We start from the raw sequence: 21637 nt of genomic DNA on the forward strand, positions 1-21637 counted from the left end.
ACCACCGTGGACCGCGCCGGAATCCGGGGAGTGACCGTGATGCCGTCAGACGCCCAGTTCGCCGCCTCGACCGAGCCGTTCCGGCCGGAGCTGCTCGCGCACTGCTACCGGATGCTCGGCTCGATCCACGACGCCGAGGACCTGGTGCAGGAGACCTACCTGCGCGCGTGGCGCGCGTACGACGGGTTCGAGGGCCGCTCCTCGGTGCGGCGCTGGCTGTACAAGATCGCCACCATGGCCTGCCTGACGGCGCTGGAGACGCGCTCCCGGCGCCCCCTGCCGTCGGGGCTGGGCGCACCCGAGGACGATCACCGGGTGGCCGTGGCCCCCCGCGAGCCGTCGGTGGCATGGCTCCAGCCGGCGCCGGACGCCCTCTTCGGCGCCGGCGACCCGGCAGCGGTCGTGGCCGGTCGGACGGGAGTGCGGCTCGCCTTCATCGCCGCGCTCCAGTTCCTCTCCGCCCGGCAGCGGGCCGTGCTCACGCTGCGCGACGTGCTCGGATTCCGCACGGCCGAGGTGGCCGGGATGCTGGACACGACGGTCGCGGCCGTCGACAGCGCGCTCCGCCGCGCCCGGGCCCGCCTGGCCGAAGCCGGTCCGGTCGAGGACGGCCTGACCGAGCCGGACGAGGAGACCAGGCGCACCCTCCTCGACCGCTACGTCGACGCGTTCACCCGGGCCGACCCCGACGCGCTGGTGGAGCTGCTGCGGCTCGATGTGGAACTGGAGATGCCGCCCACCCCGACCTGGTTCACCGGCCGCGGCGCCGTCACCGGCTTCCTGGCCGGCCGGGTGCTGCGCGGCGGCCTGTGGCGGCTCACACCCACCCGCGCCAACGGCCAGCCCGCCCTCGTCGTCCACCGGCACGCGGGCGACGGCCGGTACGAGCCCTACGGCGTCCACGTCCTGACCCTGACCGGCGCCCGCATCGCCCGCATCACCGCGTTCAACGACCCGAGCCTGGTCCCGACGTTCGCCTCCGCGGTCCGTCGTGGCGACGGCTCGGCTCCGGGCACATGCTCCCCCGAGCCGGGTACATCGGGGACCATGAGGCATGCGACCGGATGACTGGCACCTCACCGGAGACGTCGACGAATTCCTCGCCCGCGCCGGAGACTTCCTGCGCTCGCGGCCCGGCCCGCACGTCATGCAGCTGACGTGGGCCGAGAGGGTGCGAGCACGTGGAGCGGAGGCGTTCGGCACCGAAGCACCCGTCTTCGGTGTGCTGGAGCGGGCGGGCGAGATCCACGCCACCTTCTACCGCCTCCCGCCCCGCGGTCTCGGCCTCTCCCCGCTCACGCCCGAGCAGGCCGACTCCCTCGCCGCCCCCCTCGTCGCCCTCGGGCACTCCCTCTCCCGCGTCAGCGCGGACCACGGCACGGCCACCGCTTTCGCCGAGGCCTGGCAGCGGCACACCGGGGCGACGCCGAAGCTCCGCGACACACGGCTCCGCCTGTACCGCCTCGGCGCGCTCGCCCCACCGCGGCCGATGCCGCCGGGCCGCGGCCGTGTCCTGGGGGAGCAGGACCTCGAAGACGTCATGTTCTGGTGCGGCGAGTTCGCCAGGGCCGTCGGGGAAGACGTCTCCATCGACGCCGGCACGTGGGCCGGCACCCGCTTCGCCGACAAGCGCTACACGCTCTGGGAGACCCCGGACGGCACCCCCGTCTCCATCGCGGGCATGAACCCGCTGATCGGCGGCCAGATCCAGGTGGACATCGTCTACACCCCGGCCCACCTGCGCGGTCGCGGCTACGCGGGCGCCGTGACGGCGGACGTGAGCCGCGCCGCGCTGGCCGCCGGCGCGCGGGACGTCGTCCTGTTCGCGGACCTCTCCAACCCCACCAGCAACGCCCTCTACCAGCGCCTCGGATACGTCCGGCTCGCCGACTGGGCCGTGTACGACTTCGCCCAGGCGGGCGACGGCACACCGTAGGCCGGCCAGGCAGGTCAGCCACATGACGGGACGAACGCCAGAGGGCCGGACCACTTTCGCGGTCCGGCCCTCTGAGCTGGCGGAGGATACGAGATTCGAACTCGTGAGGGGTTGCCCCCAACACGCTTTCCAAGCGTGCGCCCTAGGCCTCTAGGCGAATCCTCCGCCGGAAACATTACATGACCGAGGGGAGTGCTCGCGAACTCGTTCCCGCAGGCCCGCATCGGGTACTGACCGCAGGCCGCGATCGGGTAGTGTGGAGCGCAGCCCCTCACGCGGCGCTATCTGACTGAACTCCCCCAGGGCCGGAAGGCAGCAAGGGTAGGTCGGCTCTGGCGGGTGCGTGGGGGGCCCTTGCGTTGCCGGGGCGGGTCCGCGCCGCCGGGCGGGGAGCCTTCGGCGGGGTTGGTTGTCGGTGGGCGCCTATAACCTCGTATGCGTGTCGTCTCTCGCGCTGTACCGCCGCTATCGCCCGGAGACCTTTGCCGAGGTCATCGGGCAGGAGCATGTCACCGACCCGCTGCAGCAGGCGCTGCGGAACAACCGGGTCAATCACGCGTACCTGTTCAGCGGGCCGCGCGGATGTGGCAAGACGACCAGCGCGCGCATCCTGGCCCGCTGCCTGAACTGTGAGCAAGGTCCCACCCCGACCCCGTGCGGGGAGTGCCAGTCCTGCCAGGACCTCGCGCGCAACGGCCCGGGCTCCATCGACGTCATCGAGATCGACGCGGCCTCTCACGGTGGTGTGGACGACGCCCGTGAGCTGCGCGAGAAGGCCTTCTTCGGTCCCGCGAGCAGCCGCTACAAGATCTACATCATCGACGAGGCCCACATGGTCACGTCGGCCGGCTTCAACGCCCTGCTGAAGGTCGTCGAGGAGCCCCCGGAGCACCTCAAGTTCATCTTCGCCACCACCGAGCCCGAGAAGGTCATCGGGACCATCCGGTCGCGGACCCATCACTACCCGTTCCGGCTCGTGCCTCCCGGGACCCTGCGCGACTACCTCGCCGAGGTGTGCCAGAAGGAGGACATCCCCGTCGAGGACGGCGTGCTGCCGCTGGTGGTGCGGGCCGGCGCCGGTTCCGTGCGTGACTCCATGTCCGTCATGGACCAGCTGCTCGCCGGCGCCGGGGCGGAGGGTGTGACGTATGCCATGGCCACCTCCCTCCTCGGCTACACCGACGGCTCCCTCCTCGACTCCGTCGTCGAGTCCTTCGCCACCGGTGACGGCGCCGCCGCCTTCGAGGTCGTCGACCGCGTCATCGAGGGGGGCAACGATCCCCGCCGGTTCGTCGCCGACCTGCTGGAGCGGCTGCGCGACCTGGTGATCCTCGCCGCCGTCCCGGACGCCGTCGACAAGGGGCTCATCGACGCCCCCGCCGACGTCCTGGAGCGCATGGGGGCCCAGGCCTCCACCTTCGGCGCCGCCGAGCTGAGCCGCGCCGCCGACCTCGTCAACGAGGGCCTCACCGAGATGCGCGGCGCCACCTCGCCCCGCCTCCAGCTGGAGCTCATCTGCGCCCGCGTCCTGCTCCCCGCCGCCTACGGCGACACGCGGTCCGTCATGGCCCGTCTCGACCGCCTGGAGCGCGGCGTGAACTTCTCGGCCGGCGCCGGCGCCCCCGCCATGGGGTACGTCCCGGGCCCGGAGGCCCACATGGGTGCCCCCACGGGCGCCCCCATGGGCATGGTCCCGGGTGGCGCCGAGGGCGGTGCGCCCGTACCGCCCGGCGGCGGTCCCGCCGCGGCACGCGCGGCCGTACGGGCTTCGGGCGCGGCGGCACCGGTGGCCGCCGGCGGGCCTGCCGGCCCTGGTGGTCCTGCCGGTCCTGCGGCTGCGGCTGCGGCTGCGGCTCCTACGACGCCTGCCCCGCCCCCGGCTCCCGCACCCGCCCCGGCCGCGGCGCCCCCTGCTCCGGCAGCACCCGCCCCCTCCGCCCCGTCCGCTCCCGCAGCCGCCTCCGCTCCCGGGGCCTGGCCCACCGCCGCTCCCGCGGGCGGCGGGCGGCGGCCCGGTGGCTGGCCCACGGCCGCTCAGGCGGGCTCGGGGCAGGGCCAGGCCCCGGCCCAGCCCACTCACCAGCCCCAGCCCCAGACGCAGACCCGGCCCACGGCGCCCGCCGCCGCACCCCAGAGCCCTGCCCCGGCCGCACCCCCGGCCCAGGCTCCGGCTCAGGGCGCCCCCGCCGGTGGCCTGGACCCCCGCATGCTCTGGCCGAACATCCTGGAGGCCGTCAAGAACCGCCGCCGCTTCACCTGGATCCTGCTCAGCCAGAACGCCCAGGTGACCGGCTTCGACGGCACGACCCTCCAGCTCGGCTTCGTCAACGCCGGCGCTCGCGACAACTTCGCGAGCAGCGGCAGCGAGGACGTGCTGCGGCAGGCGCTGGCCGAGCAGTTCAACGTGCAGTGGAAGATCGACGCGATCGTCGATCCCTCGGGCGGCTCCGCACCCCCGCCGTCCGGTGGCGCGCCGGGCTACGGCGGGGGCGGCGGCGCGTCCTACGGCAGCGCGCCCGCCGCCGGTGGCCACGGCGCCCCGGCCGCGCCTCGCCCCGCCCCGGTCCAGCCGTCCACCCCGGCGCCCGGCGCCCCTCAGGGCGGCGGCCCGGCGGCCCCGGCACCGGCCACCCCGGCTCCGGGGCGCGCGGCGGCTCCGGAGCCGGTCCCCGTCGCCCCCGAGGACGACATCCCCGAGGACGACGACCCCGACCTCGACGAGTCGGCCCTCTCCGGCCACGAACTGATCGTGCGGGAACTGGGGGCGACGGTGGTCGAGGAGTTCTCCAACGAGTGAGTTCTCCAACGAGTGACCCGCGTTCGTAGGAACGTACAGCTTCCCCGGCTCCCAGGGTTCGGCGACCTTGCCATTAGGCTGACCCCGTGAAGGTCCTCGTCATCGGCAGCGGCGCCCGCGAACACGCCCTGTGCCGCTCCCTGTCCCTCGACCCCGACGTCACCGCGCTGTACTGCGCTCCCGGCAACGCCGGCATCGCCGAGGTCGCCGAGCTGCACCAGGTCGACGCGCTCGACGGCAAGGCCGTGGCCGCGCTGGCCGGCGACCTCGGTGCCGACCTCGTCGTCGTCGGCCCGGAGGCCCCGCTGGTGGCCGGTGTGGCCGACGCCGTGCGCGAGGCGGGCATCCCGGTGTTCGGCCCCTCCGGGGAAGCCGCGCAGCTGGAAGGGTCCAAGGCCTTCGCCAAGGACGTCATGGCGGCGGCCGGGGTGCCGACCGCGCGGTCGTACGTCTGCACCACGGCCGCCGAGGTCGCCGACGCCCTCGACGCCTTCGGCGCCCCCTATGTCGTCAAGGACGACGGGCTGGCCGCCGGGAAGGGCGTCGTCGTCACGGACGACGTGGAGGCCGCCAAGGCGCACGCGGCGGCGTGCGAGCGGGTCGTCATCGAGGAGTTCCTCGACGGCCCCGAGGTCTCGCTCTTCGCCATCACCGACGGGCAGACGGTCGTACCGCTCCAGCCCGCCCAGGACTTCAAGCGCGCCCTGGACGGCGACGAGGGCCCGAACACAGGCGGCATGGGCGCGTACTCCCCGCTGCCGTGGGCCGACCCGGAGCTGGTCGACGAGGTGCTGCGCACGGTGCTGCAGCCGACCGTCGACGAGATGCGCCGGCGCGGCACCCCCTTCTCCGGGCTTCTGTACGCCGGTCTCGCCATCACCTCGCGCGGTGTCCGGGTCATCGAGTTCAACGCCCGCTTCGGCGACCCGGAGACCCAGGTCGTGCTGGCCCGGCTGAAGACCCCGCTGGCCGGCGTCCTGCACGCCGCCGCGACCGGCACCCTCGACGTCCTGGAGCCCCTGCGGTGGAGCGGGGACGCGGCCGTCACCGTGGTCGTCGCCTCGCACAACTACCCCGGCACCCCGCGCACCGGCGACCCGATCACCGGTCTGGACGAGGTGGCCGCGAAGGACGCCCCGCACGCTTACGTCCTGCACGCCGGGACCAGGCGGGAGGGCGACGCGATCGTCAGCGCGGGCGGCCGCGTGCTGTCCGTCACAGCCACCGGCGAGGACCTGGCCGAGGCCCGGGAGCGGGCGTACCGGGCGGTGACCCGCATCGGCCTCGACGGCTCCCAGCACCGCACGGACATCGCGGCGAAGGCAGCCGAGGCCGCACGGGCGTAAGCACCGGACCCCGTCCCCACCCAGGCCCCGGATCGATCCCGATCCGGGGCCTGATCGTTGCTGTCTGTCATGCACCTCTGACCAAAGCCATTCCATCGGGTGAGCAATCCTCTATCCGGCTGACGTGGGCCGAGGCCCCAACTAGGGTGCGGCGCGTGCATTCCGGCACTTGGCCCACCGGCATTGCGATGTCGGTGGCGGGTGCCACAGTGGGGGAGTGGACAACGCCAGGACAGCGCGGGACCGGCAGGGAGGGGGTGAGGTCCGGTCATGACCGGAATCGGTGCGGAAACGGGCGCGCAGGCAGCGCGATCCCGGGCTCTGGCCGTGCTGCGTGTCCGGGGCCGGGCGCTGGGCGTGGCCCTGCTGCCCGCGGCCGCCGAGGTGATCCTGCTGACCGGTGGTTCCACGGGCCATTTCGTCGGTCCGGGCTGGGACACCGCCCGCTGGATCGTGGGCGTGCTCGCCGTGCTCGTGCTGCTGGTCGCCGCCGCCATCGCCGCGGTGGTGTCCCGCGCGCGCCCCGCCATGACCCCCACGGTCCCGGTCCCGGAGAAGTCCGCCCCCGACCTGTACCGGCTGGTGCGCGACCTCGCCGACCGCCTGGACGTCCCCGCGCCCTCGGCCATAGCGCTCACCCCGGACTGCGACAGCTGGCTGGAGGACCGCACCCACCCGGCCCACGGCCCACCCCCGCCGCGAGCCCGCGACGAGATGGCGGGCCCGGTGTCCGGCCACCCCTCCCACCGCCGCGCCGTCACCGCGCCGGTCCTCGTCATCGGCTCCCCGTTCCTGTGGTGGATGCGGGTCGGCGAGCTGCGCGCGGTCCTCGCCCCGGTCATCGCCGGTACGGGACCCTCCGCGCACCCTGACATAGCGGCCGCCCGCCGCTTCGTGCGCGGGCTCGACGCCGCGGTGGCCGTCGCCGCCACACCGGGCCGCTGCCCGCTGATCCGGGGCCTGTGCGGGGCGCTGGGCTGGGTGGCTCGGCTGCTGCTGCGCGGCTGCCGGGAGCACGCCGCCCTGATGGAGCGCGGGGTCGCGGCGGCGGCCGCCGAGCGCGCGCAGGCGGTGGACTACGGCCTGCGGATCGTCGCCCAGGAGCAGGTCGGCCTCGCCTACGCGGGCTGGGACCGGCTGCTGACCAAGGTGGCGCTGCCCGCCTGGCGGATGGGCCGCTGGCCCTCCCGGCTGGACGCGGGCGTGGTGGCCGCGCTGACCGAGCTGTCCCGCCGCGACCGCCTGGCCGAGGGCTTCGCCTCCCGCCTCGGCGAACGCCCCGCCTGCGACCTGCTGGAGGAGCCCGGCGCGGTGGACGAGGCCGCCTCCCTGCTCGCCGCCCGCCTCTTCCACGGCGGCCCCGCCGAGTCCGGCCCGGAGTGGTCGCCGGTGGACTGGCAGGCGTATCCGGAGGAGGTCGTCGACCGGACCTGGCGCGCCGACGCGGCCCGCCTCCACCGCGTCCTCGACGCCCTCGGCGTCCGCCCCTCCCTCGACCCCACGGCCGCCAACCCCGGCGGCGCCACCCTCGCCCGGGTCCTGGACCACCTCGCCGAGCCGGGCCCGGACACCGCCGTACCGGAAACCGTCGTACCGGAAGTCCTGCGGGAGACCCGGCAGGCCGCCGACGGCCGAGCCGGGGCGGAACCGGCCGACGAGACCGACGACACCGACGACACCGACCCCGCCACCGAGCGCAGTGCCGCCCTGGCCGCCGGCCTCAGTGCCGAGCTGGCCCGGGAGGAGGTGTCGGCCCCGAAGGGCGCGACCGCACCCGGCCACGACAGCGCGCTGTGGGACGACGGCGCTCTCCCGCTGTTCCCGCTGCAGCCTCCCCGTACCGGGCGGGACCTGCTCGCCGACCATGTCACCGCGATGGTGTGCTGTTCCGCCGTCGACACGGCCGGCGCAGTCCCCGGCCTGGACTGGCTCGACGGGCCCTCCCTGCTGCTGGGCGGCGAACGGGCCGCCGACCTCGCGCCGAAGGTGCTCAGCCTGATCGAGGAGGGAGACCCGGGTCCGCTGCGCGCATGGCTGGCCGCATCCGGGATACGCCCGGAGAAGCCGGTCCGACTGGTCTGACGGCCGGGATGGACGCGTGGTCCCGACGGCCGGCCCGCGCCGGTGCCGTACCGGAGTTGCCTCATCCACTTCAGGTCAATTCGCAACGAATAGTGACCGAGCCCGTGCGTTATGTGATGTGCTGGGACCGACCACGCACATGGCAAGGGCACGCGACATACGACAGCGCGTCCGAGCATCAGCACACGGAAGCGCCACCGCACGGCAGCGCTACCCGACGGGAGCGCCACCGCAACGACGCACCACACCGACGCACCACCGACACACACGAGCACCACCGACACACACGACGGGGGCACGAGGGAGGGGAACGGCCATGGCCTCGGACCACATCCGCCGCTGGGAGTCCGGAGCACTCGCGCACGCCGTCACCGACCCCTTCGGCCAGGGCCCGGTCCCCTGGCTGCGCGGCAGCGAGACCTACTTCGACGACACCGGCCAGGTCGTGCCCTGGTACGTCGACGCCACCCGGCAGCACACGCACACCGGCACGGCGGCACGCGTCCCCGCACCGCGCGCGGCGGGCCCCGGCCCCCGCTCCGCCGACGACGTGCACCGTCAGATCAAGGGCTTCACCTCCACCGGCGCGGTCGCGCCCGGCGAGGCGATCGACTTCCACATCACGGTCGACCCGCCCCAGCAGTTCAGCGTGGACATCTACCGGATCGGCCACTACGGCGGCGACGGCGCCTCCAAGATCACCACCAGTCCCCGGCTCTCCGGCATCGTCCAGCCCCCGCCGCTGGCCGCCGACCGCACGGTCTCCTGTCACCACTGGTGGCTGTCCTGGCGCCTCCAGGTGCCCTCCTCCTGGAGCATCGGCGCCTACGTGGCCGTCCTCACCACCGCCGACGGCTACCGCTCCCACGTGCCCTTCACGGTCCGCGACAACCGCCCCGCCGATCTGCTCCTGCTGCTGCCGGACATCACCTGGCAGGCGTACAACCTCTACCCGGAGGACGGCCGCACCGGCGCCAGCCTCTACCACGCCTGGGACGCCCAGGGCCGCCTGCTCGGCGAGGCGGACGCGGCCACCACCGTCTCCTTCGACCGCCCGTACGCGGGTGCCGGCCTGCCCCTGCACGTCGGCCACGCCTACGACTTCATCCGCTGGGCCGAGCGCTACGGCTACGACCTCGCCTACGCCGACGCCCGCGACCTGCACGCCGGCCGCGTCGACCCGAGCCGCTACCGGGGCCTGGTCTTCCCCGGCCACGACGAGTACTGGTCGGTGCCGATGCGCCGGGCCGTCGAGGACGCCCGCGACCGGGGCACCTCGCTGGTCTTCCTCTCCGCCAACACCATGTACTGGCAGGTGGAGTTGGGCCCCTCCCCGTCCGGGGTGCCCGACCGGCTGCTGACCTGCCGCAAGCGCAAGGGCCCCGGGCGGCCGGTGCTGTGGCGCGAGATCGACCGCCCCGAGCAGCAGCTGGTCGGCATCCAGTACGCGGGCCGGGTGCCCGAGCCGCATCCGCTGATCGTCCGCAACGCCGGTCACTGGCTGTGGGACGCGACGGGCGCGCGGGAGGGCGACGAGATCGACGGCCTGGTCGCCGGCGAGGCCGACCGTTACTTCCCGCGCACCGCGCTCCCCGACCACGAGGAGCGCATCCTGCTCGCGCACTCCCCCTACACCGACAACGACGGCGTCCTGCGCCACCAGGAGACCTCCCTGTACCGCGCGCCCTCCGGCGCCTGGGTGTTCGCCTCCGGCACCTTCGCCTGGTCGCCGTCCCTGGACCGCCCCGGCCATGTGGACGCCCGGATCCAGCGGGCCACGGCGAACCTCCTGGACCGCATCTGCAAACGGGACTGACCGCCGACCGACCGCCGACCGACCGCCGACCGACCGCCGATCGACCGTCGAACGACCACGGCCGACCGCCGCCCCGACGGACCACGACCGACCCCTGGCCGAAACCGATCGCCCCGATAAGGGAGAATCGAGGCACTTGGACAGAACCACGGGGAGGAACCGTGTCCGGATTCGTAGAAAAGCCCGAGCCGATTCAGGTTCCGGGCCTGGTGCATCTGCACACCGGAAAGGTGCGCGAGCTGTACCAGAACGAGGCGGGCGACCTCGTGATGGTCGCCAGCGACCGCATGTCCGCCTACGACTGGGTGCTGCCCACCGAGATCCCCGACAAGGGCCGCGTCCTCACCCAGCTCTCCCTGTGGTGGTTCGACCAGCTGCGGGACCTGGCCCCCAACCACGTCATCAGCACCGAGCTGCCCGAGGGCGCCCCCGCCGACTGGGCGGGCCGCACGCTGATCTGCAAGTCCCTGAAGATGGTCCCGGTCGAGTGCGTGGCCCGCGGCTACCTCACCGGCTCGGGCCTGGCCGAGTACAACGAGTCCCGGACCGTGTGCGGCCTCGCCCTCCCCGAGGGCCTGGTCGACGGCTCCGAGCTGCCCGGCCCGATCTTCACCCCGGCCACCAAGGCCGAGGTCGGCGAGCACGACGAGAACGTCTCCTACGAGGAGGTCGCCCGCCAGGTCGGCGCCGAGACCGCCGCCCAGCTGCGCCAGGCCACCCTCGCCGTGTACTCCCGCGCCCGGGACATCGCCCGGGACCGGGGGATCATCCTGGCCGACACCAAGTTCGAGTTCGGCTTCGTCGGCGACACCCTCGTCCTCGCCGACGAGGTCCTCACCCCGGACTCCTCCCGCTTCTGGCCGGCCGATCAGTGGCAGCCGGGCCGCGCCCAGCCGTCGTACGACAAGCAGTTCGTCCGTGACTGGCTGACCTCGGCCGAGTCCGGCTGGGACCGCAAGAGCGAGCAGCCCCCGCCGCCGCTGCCCCCGGAGGTCGTGGACGCGACCCGGGCCAAGTACGTGGAGGCGTACGAGCGCCTCACGGGCACGAGCTGGTCGTGACACCGGGCCCCCTGGTGAGAACCGGGGGGCTTCCCGCCACGCGAAAGGCCCCCGGCGGGAACCGGGGGCCTTTTCGTATGGAGCGGACGACGAGGCTCGAACTCGCGACCTCAACCTTGGCAAGGTTGCGCTCTACCAACTGAGCTACGTCCGCATTGCGCCGTGGCGCGAGAGCAACTATACCCAACCTCGCTCGCGTGCGAGACGCACCGCCGCATGCCGGTTCTCCGCGCCGAGCTTCGTGACCGCCGAGGACAGGTAGTTCCGCACGGTCCCCGGCGACAGCGCGGCCCGCTCGGCGATCTCCGCGACCGGCGCGCCGTCGGCCGCCAGCTCCAGCACCTCGGCCTCCCGCGCGGTCAGCGGGGAGTCCCCGGCGGCGATCGCGTCGGCGGCCAACTCCGGGTCGACGTAACGGTTTCCCGCGTGCACGGTCCGGATGATCTCGGCGAGCCGCTGGGCGCTGACCGTCTTCGGGACGAACCCCCGCACACCGGCCGCGAGCGCCCGCTTCAGGTGCCCGGGCCGCCCGTGACCGGTGACGATCAGCACCTGGCAGCCGGGCAGTTCCGTGCGCAGGGATGTGGCGACCCTCACACCGTCGGCGCCCGGCATCTGGAGATCGAGGACGGCCACATCGGGTTCGTGCGCGCGTGCCATCGCCAGCGCCTCGGGCCCGCTCGCCGCCTCCGCGACGACGAGCAGGTCGTCCTCCAGGGCGAGCAGGGCGGCCAGCGCGCCCCGGATCAGGTGCTCGTCGTCGGCGAGCAACAGCCGTACCGGGCTGCTCATGAGGTGACCTCACTCACTTCCTGACTCAGGGGCACCTCGGCCACCAGCCGGAACCGGTCCCTGCCGACGAGCCCCGCATCGAGGGTTCCGTTCACGGCGGCCAGCCGCTCGCGCAGCCCCGCGAGCCCCGAGCCGCCACTGCCGCCGTCGCCCGCGGCCCCGTCGTTCTCCACCGTCAGCACCACCCGGCCCTCCCGCACCCGCAGCCCCACGGAGCACCGTGCCGCGTCCCCGTGCCGCAGCACGTTGGTGGCCGCCTCGCGCACCACCCAGCCGAGCGCGGCCTGCACCCCGGCGGGCAGCCCGTCGGCCTCGGCGCGGACCTGGCAGTCGATCCCGGCGGCCGACAACACGCCCTGGGCGCCGGCGAGTTCGACCACCAGGTCGGCCTCCCGGTAGCCGCGTACGACCTCGCGCACCTCGCGCTGCGACTCCTGCGCGATGCGCTGCACCTCGATCATCTGCTCCACGGCCTCCGGCCGCCCCCGCCGGGCCAGTTGCACGGCCAGCTCGGCCTTCAGGGAGATGACGGAGAGGTTGCGCCCCAGCACATCGTGCAGATCGCGCCCGAACCGCAGCCGCTCCTCGGCGACGGCGAGCCGGGCCTGTACCTCGCGGGCCCGCTCCGCCTCCCAGAGCACGGCCAGGGTCCAGGCGCCGCAGCGGCAGGCGATCAGCGCGAAGAGCGTGCCGAAGGCGGTCACGACGCCGGTCATGAGGATGCCGGTGCCGTCCGCGTCGGCGAGCCCGAGCGCGGCCATCAGCACCACCGCGACGGCCCCGGACCGGCGCAGGAACACCGGGATCGGCACCACGAGCCCGTACAGCAGCCCGAACGGCAGCAGTGAGGCGCCGATCGCGAACCGGCTCGTCACCCCGTCCGCCCCGTCCAGCGCGGCCAGCGCAACGATCAGGGCGAGCGCCAGGCCCAGCAGGACGGCGGAACCGCGCAGCGCCCGCGGCGGCAGCTCGGCCCGCCCGAGGTAGTGGTCGAGCACGGGCCGGGTGAGCCGGTTCGCGTCCGCGCACTGGAGGACGGCCACGACGAGCAGCAGCCCGCCGAGCACGAGCGGCACCGGCCGGCGGGCGAGCCCGCCCACCAGAGGCAGTAGCAGCCAGCTCAGCGAGAAGAACCAGGTAGTGAGGTACCAGGTGACGACGCTCTGCAGCTCGACCCGCTCGGCCTTGCTCCGCTCCCGCCAGTGCCGCTGCTGCAGCCGCCGGATCCGCCTCAGCATGAGCCCCCTGTCCTACCGCCGCGGTTCCCAGCGGAACCACCGCCGTACAGCAAACACCGCCACGACCGCCCAGGCCAGCGCGGTAGCCGTCGCGCCGAGCGCCTCGTACGCGCTCAGGTGGCCGGTCCAGCCGCCGCGGACCAGCCGGATCGCCGGGGACAGCGGCAGGAGCGCGCAGACGGAGGCGAGCCGGTCGGGCAGGACCTCGGTGGGGACGGTGATCCCGGAGCCGATCATGGAGAGGAAGACCATCGGCAGCGCGGTCACCTGGGCGCTCTCCACGCTCCGGGTGAAGGAGGCGGTGAGCGCGGCCAGCGCGGCGCTGATCACGAGCCCCGCCGCGAGCCCCAGCAGCGTCAGGTACGGCGCCCTGGGCGCGCCGGTGTGCAGCAGCACCGAGCAGCCGACGGACAGCAGCAGCGCCTGGGCGAGGCCGATGCCGGTCGCGGGCAGGGCGGTGCCGGTGAGGATCTCGGCGTCGGAGAGTTCGCCGGTGCGCAGCCGCTTGAGGACGAGTTCCTCGCGGCGGGCGACGTAGGCGCCGACCAGGGAGGTGTAGACGGCGAACAGGAGGGAGAAGCCGACCGCGGCCGTCAGCAGGGTGGTGCCGAGGGTCAGCCCCTGCTTCTCCAGGTCCAGCTGGTCGAGGGCCGGGCGCACGGTGAAGGGCAGGGTGAGCGGCACGACCAGCGCGGTGAAGACGGCCCCGCGGTTGCGGCCGAGGAGGGCGAGTTCGGCGCGGCCCAGCGCGCGCAGCCTGCGGCCGGCCGGTGCCCATGCGTGGCTGCTCATGCCATGACCTCCTGCTCCCGCGCGATCCCGAGGAACGCCTCCTCCAGCGAGGCCGAGCGCACGTCGAGGCCGCGCAGCTCCACCCCGGCCCGCCCGGCCCAGACCAGCACCCCGGTGGCGGTCCGCTGCAGTTCCCGGGTGCGCAGCCGGACGACCCGCCCGGCGATCTCGTGCCCGCAGACGCCAAGGTCGGCCAGCGGGGGCAGATCGCCGAGGAAGTAGCCCTCGGGCAGTTCGAAGGAGATCCGGGAGGGGCGGCCCGCGGTGACCTCGGCCGGGGTTCCGGAGGCGGCGACGCGCCCCTCGTGCAGGATCGCGAGCCGGTCGGCGAGGCCCTCCGCCTCCTCCAGGTAGTGCGTGGTGAGCAGCACGGTCGTGCCCTCCTCGCGCAGCGCGCGCACCAACTCCCAGGTGTCCCGGCGGCCTTCGGCGTCCAGCCCGGTCGTGGGCTCGTCCAGGAAGAGCACCTCGGGGTCGCCGAGCAGGGCGAGCGCCAGGTCCAGCCGCCGCCGCTCGCCCCCGGACAGCTGCTTGACCCGCACGCCGGTCTTCTGGGCCAGCCCGACCAGTCCGAGCACCTCCGACTCGGGCCGGGCGCCAGTGGTGCAGCCGGCCCACATCCGGGCGGTCTCGCCGACGGTCAGGTCGGAGGGGAAGCCGCCCTCCTGGAGCATGACCCCGGTGCGAGGGCGTACGGCGGCCCGCTCGCGGTAGGGGTCGTGGCCGAGGACCCGGACCCGGCCCCCGGCCGGTGCGGCGAGCCCTTCCAGCAGTTCGACCGTCGATGTCTTTCCGGCGCCGTTGGTGCCCAGCAGCGCGAAGATCTCGCCGCGCGCCACGGAGAAGGTGATTCCGCGTACGGCCTCGAACCCGCCCCCGTAGACACGCCGGAGGTCGGTGACCTCGATCACGTGCTCGTGTTCGCTGATGTCCATGCCTTCAGCGTTCCGCCGGCCGGGCATGGTCGGCAGTGCGCGGTGTCATCACTCGGCATGACAAATGTCAGCGGTGTGCGGTGCGCGGCGGCGGTGTGTGGGAACGAAAAAACCCCGGTCGATGACCGGGGCTTTCCTGGAGCGGACGACGAGGCTCGAACTCGCGACCTCAACCTTGGCAAGGTTGCGCTCTACCAACTGAGCTACGTCCGCACTGCTCCCGACCGGCTCCCACCGATCGGTGCGAGCACCAGCCTACCTGATCCACAGGAGTGGTCGTGACGACCGGTGCCAGAGCGGGTGACAGGAATTGCACACTGCGCCTTCCCCCTGGAAGGGGGATGTTCTGCTACTGAACTACACCCGCACGGTCCGTGGGATTCGGCCTTCCGGCCTCGCCCCTCGGCGTGTCCCAGACATTAGCTGATCGGCGGGGGGGTAGCGCAAGTCGGTTCCCCCGAGGCCAAGTGAACGGCCCCCAGGGCCCGCTGACGGACCCTGAGGGGCTGCCCCTTCGCGGGCTCACTGGGCGGCGGTGAACGCCTCGTAGACCTTCTTGGGGATCCGTCCGCGCGCGGGGACGTCCATCTTGTTCGCCTGGGCCCAGGCGCGGACGGCCGCCGGGTCGGGTGCGACCTCGGTCTGCTTGTACGCCTTGCCGGACCGCGACCGCTTGCGGCCGGCCTCCACGTAGGGCGCGAGCGCCTTGCGCAGTTTCTTGGCGTTGGTTTCGTTCAGGTCGATCTCGTACGACTTGCCGTCGAGTCCGAAGGCGATCGTTTCCGCCGCTTCCGAGCCGTCGATGTCGTCAAAGAGAGTGACCACGACCTTTTGCGCCACGAATATCGGTCCCTTCGTGCGGCACGTCGATACAGCTCAACGGCGATGACGTGCCGAGTATCGGCTATTGCCAATTCATTTGTACAGTGCCCGGCAATGCAATGTGAAGCCCGACTAAATCCATCCGCGTGTCCGGGGGCAATAGGTGTCGCGGGCGGACCGTAGAACTTTCCCAGAACTTTTCACGGTGGTCGGTGTTCGACACCCGATCGTGACGCGGCTCACGTAGTTTCCTACAACTCTACTCGCGTAGAAATTTTGTGCGGGTAGTCTGAAGGAACCTGCTCAGCACCACACACCGGGAGTGCCAGTGGCACGCGTCGTAGTCGACGTCATGCTCAAGCCGGAGATCCTCGACCCCCAGGGCCAGGCGGTCCAGCGTGCGCTGCCGCGTCTGGGTTTCGAAGGGATCTCGGACGTCCGCCAGGGAAAGCGTTTCGAACTGGAAGTTGACGGGCCGGTCGACGAGGCCGTGCTCGCCCGCATCCACGATCTTGCGGAATCCTTCCTCGCCAACACCGTGATCGAGGACTTCACCGTCAAGGTGGAAGAGACCGCGGAAGTCGCGGAGGCGGCCAAGTGACCGCTCGTATTGGCGTCGTCACTTTCCCGGGCAGTCTCGACGACCGGGACACCCAGCGCGCGATCCGCCTCGCGGGCGCCGAACCCGTCGCCCTGTGGCACAAGGACAAGGACCTCAAGCAGGTCGACGCCGTGGTGCTGCCCGGCGGTTTCTCCTACGGCGACTATCTGCGGGCCGGGGCCATCTCCCGGTTCTCGCCGGTGATGGAGACGGTCATCGAGCAGGCGAAGGCCGGCCTTCCGGTCCTCGGCATCTGCAACGGCTTCCAGGTCCTCACCGAGGCCCACCTCCTCCCGGGCGGCATGCTCGGCAACGACCACCTCCACTTCATCTGCCGCGACCAGAAGCTGCGGGTGGAGAACGCGGAGACCTCCTGGACCGGCGACTACCGCCAGGGCCAGGAGATCCACATTCCGCTGAAGAACATGGACGGCCGGTACGTCGCCGACGCGTACACGCTGGACAAGCTGGAGGCCGAGGGCCGGGTCGTCTTCCGGTACCTGGACTTCAACCCCAACGGCTCGCTCAACGACATCGCCGGCATCACCAACGAGGCCGGGAACGTCGTCGGCCTCATGCCGCACCCCGAGCACGCCGTCGAGCCGCTGATCGGTACGGGCCGTACCGACGGCCTCCCGTTCTTCACCTCGATCCTCAAGAAGCTGGTCAACGCATGAGCCGGACGCCTCTGGACACGGTCGAGCACGCGGCCGCGACCCCCGACGTCGAGCTGCCCTGGGCCGAACTCGGCCTGAAGAAGGACGAGTACGAGCGCGTCGTCGAGATCCTCGGCCGCCGCCCGACCGGCGCCGAACTCGCCATGTACTCGGTCATGTGGTCCGAGCACTGCTCGTACAAGTCCTCCAAGGTCCACCTGCGCCAGTTCGGCGAGAAGGCGCCCCAGTCGGACGCCATGCTCGTCGGCATCGGCGAGAACGCCGGCGTGGTGGACGTCGGTCAGGGTTACGCGGTCACCTTCAAGGTCGAGTCGCACAACCACCCGTCGTACGTCGAGCCCTACCAGGGCGCGGCCACGGGTGTCGGCGGCATCGTCCGCGACATCATCGCGATGGGCGCCCGCCCGGTGGCGGTCGTGGACCCGCTGCGCTTCGGCGCGGCCGACCACCCCGACACCAAGCGCGTCCTGCCCGGCGTGGTCGCCGGCATCGGCGGCTACGGCAACTGCCTGGGCCTGCCCAACATCGGCGGCGAGGTCGTCTTCGACGCCTGCTACCAGGGCAACCCGCTGGTCAACGCCGGCGCCATCGGCGTGATGAGGCACGAGGACATCCACCTCGCCAAGGCCTCCGGCGCGGGCAACAAGGTCATCCTGTACGGCGCCCGGACCGGCGGCGACGGCATCGGCGGCGCGTCGATCCTCGCCTCCGAGACCTTCGACGACGCCAAGCCGTCGAAGCGCCCCGCGGTGCAGGTCGGCGACCCCTTCCAGGAGAAGCTCCTCATCGAGTGCACCCTGGAGGCCTTCCAGGAGAAGCTGGTCGTCGGCATCCAGGACCTGGGTGCGGCCGGCCTGTCCTGCGCCACCTCGGAGCTGGCCTCCAACGGCTCCGGCGGCATGCGCGTCACCCTGGACGACGTACCGCTGCGCGACTCCACGCTCTCGCCCGAGGAGATCCTCATGAGCGAGTCGCAGGAACGCATGTGCGCGGTGGTCGAGCCGGAGAAGGTCGACCGCTTCCTGGAGATCTGCGAGAAGTGGGACGTCATCGCCACGGTCATCGGTGAGGTGACGGACGGCGACCGGCTGGAGATCTTCTGGCACGGCGAGAAGATCGTGGACGTCAACCCGCGCACGGTCGCGCACGAGGGCCCGGTCTACGAGCGCCCCTACGCCCGCCCCGACTGGCAGGACGCGCTCCAGGCGGACGACGCGAACAAGCTGCCCCGGCCGACGACTTCGGAGGAGCTGAAGGACCAGGTCCGGAAGCTGGTGGCCTCCCCGAACCAGGCCTCCAAGAAGTGGATCACCTCGCAGTACGACCACTTCGTGCAGGGCAACACCGTCCTCGCCCAGCCCGAGGACTCCGGCATGATCCGCGTCGACGAGGAGACCGGCCTCGGCGTCGCCATCGCGACGGACGGCAACGGCCGCTACGCCAAGCTGGACCCGTACGCGGGCGCCCAGCTGGCCCTGGCCGAGGCCTACCGGAACGTGGCGACCACGGGCGCCAAGCCGCTCGCGGTGTCGGACTGCCTGAACTTCGGCTCGCCCGAGGACCCGGCGGTGATGTGGCAGTTCGCGGAGGCCGTGCGCGGTCTGGCGGACGCCTGCCAGCAGCTCGGCACCCCGGTGACGGGCGGCAACGTCTCCCTCTACAACCAGACGGGCGAGGTGGCCATCCACCCGACCCCGGTGGTCGCCGTCCTCGGTGTCATCGACGACGTCGCCCGCCGCACGCCGGTCGCCTTCCAGGAGGAGGGCCAGCTGCTCTACCTCCTCGGCGACACGCGTGAGGAGTTCGGCGGTTCGGCCTGGTCGCAGGTGGTCCACGACCACCTCGGCGGTCTGCCCCCGAAGGTCGACCTGGAGCGTGAGCGGCTGCTGGCCGAGATCCTGATCTCCGCCTCCCGCGACGGCATGATCGACTCCGCGCACGACCTGTCCGACGGCGGTCTGATCCAGGCCGTGGTCGAGTCCGCGCTGCTGGGCGGCAAGGGCGCCCGTCTGATCGTCCCGGACGGTCTGGACGCCTTCACCTTCCTGTTCTCCGAGTCGGCGGGGCGCGCCGTCGTCGCCGTGCCGCGCTCGGAGGAGGTCCGCTTCAACGACATGTGCGGTGCGCGGGGCCTGCCCGCCACCCGCATCGGTGTCGTGGACGGCGACGCCGTCGAGGTCCAGGGCGAGTTCACCCTCCCCCTGACCGAGCTGCGCGAGGCCCACGAGGGCACGATCCCGGCGCTGCTGGCGTAGGCGGTCGTAGGCGTCAGCGGTCGTAGCGACCGGAAGGCCCCGCCCGGAGATCCGAGATCCGGGCGGGGCCTTCGAAGGCCCAGCGCCAGCTCGCGTGGTCGGCGAGGAAGCCGCCGAGCCACGGCCCCACGGCCATGCCGCCGCCGGCGACGATCCCGCCGGTGCCCGCGCCCTTGTTCTTCTTCTCGCCGGGCCCCTTGAGCTGGGCGATCACGACCATCGTGACGCTCATCAGCCCGCCCGCGCCGAGGCCCTGCACGGCCCGGGAGGCGATCAGCCAGCCGATCGACGGGGCCGCCCCGCGCAGCGCCGAACCGGTCAGGAAGGCGCCGAGCGCGCCGAGGAAGACCCGCTTGGCGCCGAGCACGTCGCAGAGCCTGCCGTAGAGCGGGAGCATCGCGGCCGACGCCAGGGAGAACGCGCTGACCAGCCAGGGGATCTTGTCGATGCCGTGCCCGGGGTCGAGGTCGCGGACGATCGGGACGGTCGCGGCGGGGTGTCTCCGACGGTTCGGCGACAAGAGACAGGTTGCGGGGTGCGGAACAGAGGAGGCGCCGCATGTCGGGTGACCTGCGTCCTTCCCGGTGAGACAGCTGACGGTGCCTGGCCCAGTCTGAGCCGGGCCCACTGATCTCGCTGTCGGGCGAGCGCAGCGCCCCCGCGGCACCAAGGAGGACCTGGTCTTCGGACCGATGGAGGAGCACTTCGGGGACGCGGCCCGCGCGGTGCGCGAGCGGCAGCCGGGCGAGTCGGCCGTGGACGCCGTACGCCGGCAGTTCCTGGAGATGGTGGCCGGCCGTGACCCCTCGGTCGGGCTCACCCCGGGCCGTTCGCCCGTCAGGTGCGCCAGATCGTGCAGGAGACACCGGGTCCTGATGGAGCGTGCGTTCCTCGCCGCGCAGAAGGGCACCCGGGAGCTGGCCGAGCTGCTGGCCGGGGACGCTGGCGACCGGATGCTGGCCACGGTCGCCGCCGCCTCCCTCAGCGCCGCCCGCGACGCCCTCATCGAGGAGCACCACCGCCGGCTCGCCGCGGGCGAGACCCCCGAGCAGGTCGCCGCCGACGCCGCCGAGCGGGCCCGGGCCGCGTTCGGCCTGGTGGAAAACGGCCTGAAGGACTACGCGGTCAGGGCATAGGCTCACCGCCATGCCCCCGGCCAAGAAGCGCGCTCGCAGCTACGACCCGGCCAGGACCCGTGCCGCGGTCCTCGCCCAGCTCGGAAACGTGCAGGAGGCCGTACGCGGCCTCGGCCCCGAGCAACTGGCCCTGCCGACCAGGCTCGGCGACTGGACCGTGCGGGAACTGGTCGCGCACATCGGGATGGCGGTCACCGCCGTGCACCGCGCGCTGTCCCTGCCGGCCCCGCCCACGGCGGACGTGACGGTCGTTCAGTGGCCCTTCGCCACCGCCGTCAACTCCGCCGCCATCGACGAGTTCACCCGCACCATGGCCGCCGAGCACACCGACCTCGACGCCCACCTCGCCGAGGTCGACCGCAGCCTGCGCGAGCTGCTCGACACACATCCGGGCACCCGGCTCCTGCAGACGAGCGCGGGCGCGATGTCCCTGGACGACTATCTGGTCACCCGGACCGTCGAACTCGTCGTCCACACCGACGACCTCAACGCGGCCGTGCCCGGCCTTGAGGTGCCGTACGACCGCCAGGCCCTGGCCGCCGCCACCCGGCTCCTCGCCGACGCCCTCGCCGTGAAGGCGCCCGGCGGCTCCACCGAGGTGCGCGTGCCGCCGTACGCCGTCGTGCAGTGCGTGGAGGGGCCCCGGCACACCCGTGGCACCCCGCCCAACGTCGTGGAGACCGACCCGCTCACCTGGATCCGGCTCGCCACCGGGCGGCTGGCCTGGAAGGACGCGCTGGAGGAGGCGAAGGTCAGCGCCGGCGGGGAGCGGGCGGACATCGGCGGACTGCTGCCGCTCATGTCCTGACCCGCCTCCGAGCGGAACCGGAGGCCCCGCTCGGCCGTCGAATCCGTATGAACCGGTACAAGCAGCGCATGACCCACGCAATGGTCGCCGTGCTCGTCCCGCTCGCGCTGGCCTGTGGCAACCAGCGGGCGGAGAGTGGTGCCGTGAGTGTTCAGCAGCCGGTGACCGGGATCGACTGGCGGGTCGAGGGCCTCACCACCGCCGGCCGTGACCTGCGCGCGCCCGCCGCCGCGCGCCTGCGCATCGACGAGGACGGCAGGGCGGCCGGCAACCTCGGCTGCAACCAGTTCAGCGCCCGGGCCACCGTGCACGGCGACCGGATCACGTTCGGTGACGTCCGTACGACCAGGATGGCCTGCGACGAGCCCCGTATGACCTTCGAGCGGGCCCTCGCCCGCGCCCTGACGACCGGCACGCTCACCGCCCGGACCGACGACGGCAGGCTGACGCTCACCAACGGCGACGGCGACCGGGTGCGGCTGAGCCGCGCCGCCCCCGATTGATGTGCGACACCTCACTCATGCACGCGGCGAAGAAGTCCGC

18 protein-coding genes, 4 tRNA genes, 1 other RNA gene and 1 pseudogene are annotated in these 21637 nt (G+C 72.9%); 14 read left to right on the plus strand and 10 right to left on the minus strand.

The features are described from left to right. Window positions 1-39: 39 nt before the first annotated feature. Together ABZ865_RS18365 and ABZ865_RS18370 are read left to right on the plus strand one after the other, a co-directional pair. Window positions 40-1068, plus strand: coding sequence for an RNA polymerase subunit sigma-70 (locus ABZ865_RS18365; protein WP_361231085.1), 1029 nt, complete (start codon window positions 40-42; stop codon window positions 1066-1068). Beyond that, window positions 1055-1936 (plus strand): GNAT family N-acetyltransferase, encoded by an 882-nt coding sequence (locus ABZ865_RS18370; protein WP_361231087.1) that lies wholly within the window; start codon window positions 1055-1057, stop codon window positions 1934-1936. The genes ABZ865_RS18365 and ABZ865_RS18370 overlap by 14 nt, the downstream gene beginning before the upstream one ends. 77 nt (window positions 1937-2013) lie before the next feature. On the opposite strand, the gene ABZ865_RS18375 is transcribed toward ABZ865_RS18370, so the two are convergent. Continuing rightward, window positions 2014-2101 (minus strand) — tRNA-Ser (locus ABZ865_RS18375). Between the two features lie 97 nt (window positions 2102-2198). Here ABZ865_RS18375 and ffs point away from each other — a divergent pair. The 6 genes from ffs to ABZ865_RS18405 all read left to right on the plus strand — a co-directional run bounded on the left by ffs (window position 2199) and on the right by ABZ865_RS18405 (window position 11038). Further along, an RNA gene (gene ffs, locus ABZ865_RS18380) (signal recognition particle sRNA small type) lies at window positions 2199-2295 on the plus strand. 80 nt (window positions 2296-2375) lie between these two features. Next, window positions 2376-4733 (plus strand): DNA polymerase III subunit gamma and tau, encoded by a 2358-nt coding sequence (locus ABZ865_RS18385; RefSeq protein WP_361231089.1) that lies wholly within the window; start codon window positions 2376-2378, stop codon window positions 4731-4733. Window positions 4734-4819: 86 nt separating this feature from the next. Further along, entirely contained in the window at window positions 4820-6079 is a 1260-nt protein-coding gene (purD, locus tag ABZ865_RS18390; protein WP_361231091.1) for a phosphoribosylamine--glycine ligase, read from the plus strand. A 270-nt stretch (window positions 6080-6349) separates the two neighbouring features. After that, the gene (locus ABZ865_RS18395; RefSeq protein ID WP_361231093.1) at window positions 6350-8161 is read left to right on the plus strand and encodes a hypothetical protein; all 1812 of its coding nucleotides are present in this window, start codon (window positions 6350-6352) and stop codon (window positions 8159-8161) included. Between the two features lie 316 nt (window positions 8162-8477). After that, window positions 8478-9977 (plus strand): N,N-dimethylformamidase beta subunit family domain-containing protein, encoded by a 1500-nt coding sequence (locus ABZ865_RS18400; RefSeq protein ID WP_361231095.1) that lies wholly within the window; start codon window positions 8478-8480, stop codon window positions 9975-9977. A 161-nt stretch (window positions 9978-10138) separates the two neighbouring features. Beyond that, window positions 10139-11038 (plus strand): phosphoribosylaminoimidazolesuccinocarboxamide synthase, encoded by a 900-nt coding sequence (locus tag ABZ865_RS18405; RefSeq protein ID WP_361231097.1) that lies wholly within the window; start codon window positions 10139-10141, stop codon window positions 11036-11038. A 78-nt stretch (window positions 11039-11116) separates the two neighbouring features. On the opposite strand, the gene ABZ865_RS18410 is transcribed toward ABZ865_RS18405, so the two are convergent. The 8 genes from ABZ865_RS18410 to ABZ865_RS18445 all read right to left on the minus strand — a co-directional run bounded on the left by ABZ865_RS18410 (window position 11117) and on the right by ABZ865_RS18445 (window position 15635). Continuing rightward, a tRNA-Gly gene (locus ABZ865_RS18410) sits at window positions 11117-11192 on the minus strand. A gap of 23 nt (window positions 11193-11215) precedes the next feature. Further along, a complete protein-coding gene (locus tag ABZ865_RS18415; RefSeq protein ID WP_361231099.1) occupies window positions 11216-11830 on the minus strand; it encodes a response regulator transcription factor in 615 nt (204 codons plus the stop codon). Next, window positions 11827-13068: a histidine kinase gene (locus ABZ865_RS18420; RefSeq protein WP_361231101.1), complete on the minus strand. Its 1242-nt coding sequence runs from the start codon at window positions 13066-13068 to the stop codon at window positions 11827-11829. The genes ABZ865_RS18415 and ABZ865_RS18420 overlap by 4 nt, the downstream gene beginning before the upstream one ends. Before the next feature lie 12 nt (window positions 13069-13080). Then, window positions 13081-13860: an ABC transporter permease gene (locus tag ABZ865_RS18425; RefSeq protein WP_361231103.1), complete on the minus strand. Its 780-nt coding sequence runs from the start codon at window positions 13858-13860 to the stop codon at window positions 13081-13083. Then, entirely contained in the window at window positions 13857-14795 is a 939-nt protein-coding gene (locus ABZ865_RS18430; RefSeq protein WP_361231105.1) for an ABC transporter ATP-binding protein, read from the minus strand. The genes ABZ865_RS18425 and ABZ865_RS18430 overlap by 4 nt, the downstream gene beginning before the upstream one ends. Before the next feature lie 137 nt (window positions 14796-14932). After that, window positions 14933-15008 (minus strand) — tRNA-Gly (locus ABZ865_RS18435). A gap of 82 nt (window positions 15009-15090) precedes the next feature. Beyond that, window positions 15091-15162, minus strand: a tRNA-Gly gene (locus ABZ865_RS18440). A gap of 155 nt (window positions 15163-15317) precedes the next feature. Beyond that, window positions 15318-15635 (minus strand): Lsr2 family protein, encoded by a 318-nt coding sequence (locus tag ABZ865_RS18445; protein WP_030619653.1) that lies wholly within the window; start codon window positions 15633-15635, stop codon window positions 15318-15320. Between the two features lie 310 nt (window positions 15636-15945). On the opposite strand from ABZ865_RS18445, the gene purS reads away from it, so the two are divergent. The 3 genes from purS to purL are packed head-to-tail and all read left to right on the plus strand — an operon-like array spanning window position 15946 to window position 19150. Beyond that, window positions 15946-16218 (plus strand): phosphoribosylformylglycinamidine synthase subunit PurS, encoded by a 273-nt coding sequence (gene purS / locus ABZ865_RS18450; protein ID WP_100827069.1) that lies wholly within the window; start codon window positions 15946-15948, stop codon window positions 16216-16218. After that, complete coding sequence (gene purQ, locus ABZ865_RS18455) at window positions 16215-16895, plus strand: phosphoribosylformylglycinamidine synthase subunit PurQ (RefSeq protein ID WP_361231107.1); 681 nt, start codon at window positions 16215-16217, stop codon at window positions 16893-16895. The genes purS and purQ overlap by 4 nt, the downstream gene beginning before the upstream one ends. After that, window positions 16892-19150, plus strand: coding sequence for a phosphoribosylformylglycinamidine synthase subunit PurL (purL, locus tag ABZ865_RS18460; RefSeq protein ID WP_361231109.1), 2259 nt, complete (start codon window positions 16892-16894; stop codon window positions 19148-19150). Before purQ ends, purL begins: the two co-directional genes overlap by 4 nt. A 73-nt stretch (window positions 19151-19223) precedes the next feature. Here purL and ABZ865_RS18465 read toward each other — a convergent pair. Then, window positions 19224-19670 (minus strand): annotated as a pseudogene (locus ABZ865_RS18465) (MFS transporter); the annotation flags it as partial. Between the two features lie 172 nt (window positions 19671-19842). Between ABZ865_RS18465 and ABZ865_RS18470 the strand changes: the two are divergent. The 3 genes from ABZ865_RS18470 to ABZ865_RS18480 all read left to right on the plus strand — a co-directional run bounded on the left by ABZ865_RS18470 (window position 19843) and on the right by ABZ865_RS18480 (window position 21597). Next, complete coding sequence (locus tag ABZ865_RS18470; RefSeq protein ID WP_361231111.1) at window positions 19843-20286, plus strand: hypothetical protein; 444 nt, start codon at window positions 19843-19845, stop codon at window positions 20284-20286. A gap of 10 nt (window positions 20287-20296) precedes the next feature. Continuing rightward, a complete protein-coding gene (locus ABZ865_RS18475; RefSeq protein WP_361231113.1) occupies window positions 20297-21094 on the plus strand; it encodes a sterol carrier family protein in 798 nt (265 codons plus the stop codon). 68 nt (window positions 21095-21162) lie between these two features. After that, window positions 21163-21597, plus strand: a complete 435-nt coding sequence (locus ABZ865_RS18480) for an META domain-containing protein (RefSeq protein WP_361231115.1) — start codon at window positions 21163-21165, stop codon at window positions 21595-21597. Window positions 21598-21637 lie beyond the last annotated feature (40 nt).

Source organism: Streptomyces sp. NPDC047085 (genome assembly GCF_040643735.1).
Classification (GTDB): domain Bacteria; phylum Actinomycetota; class Actinomycetes; order Streptomycetales; family Streptomycetaceae; genus Streptomyces.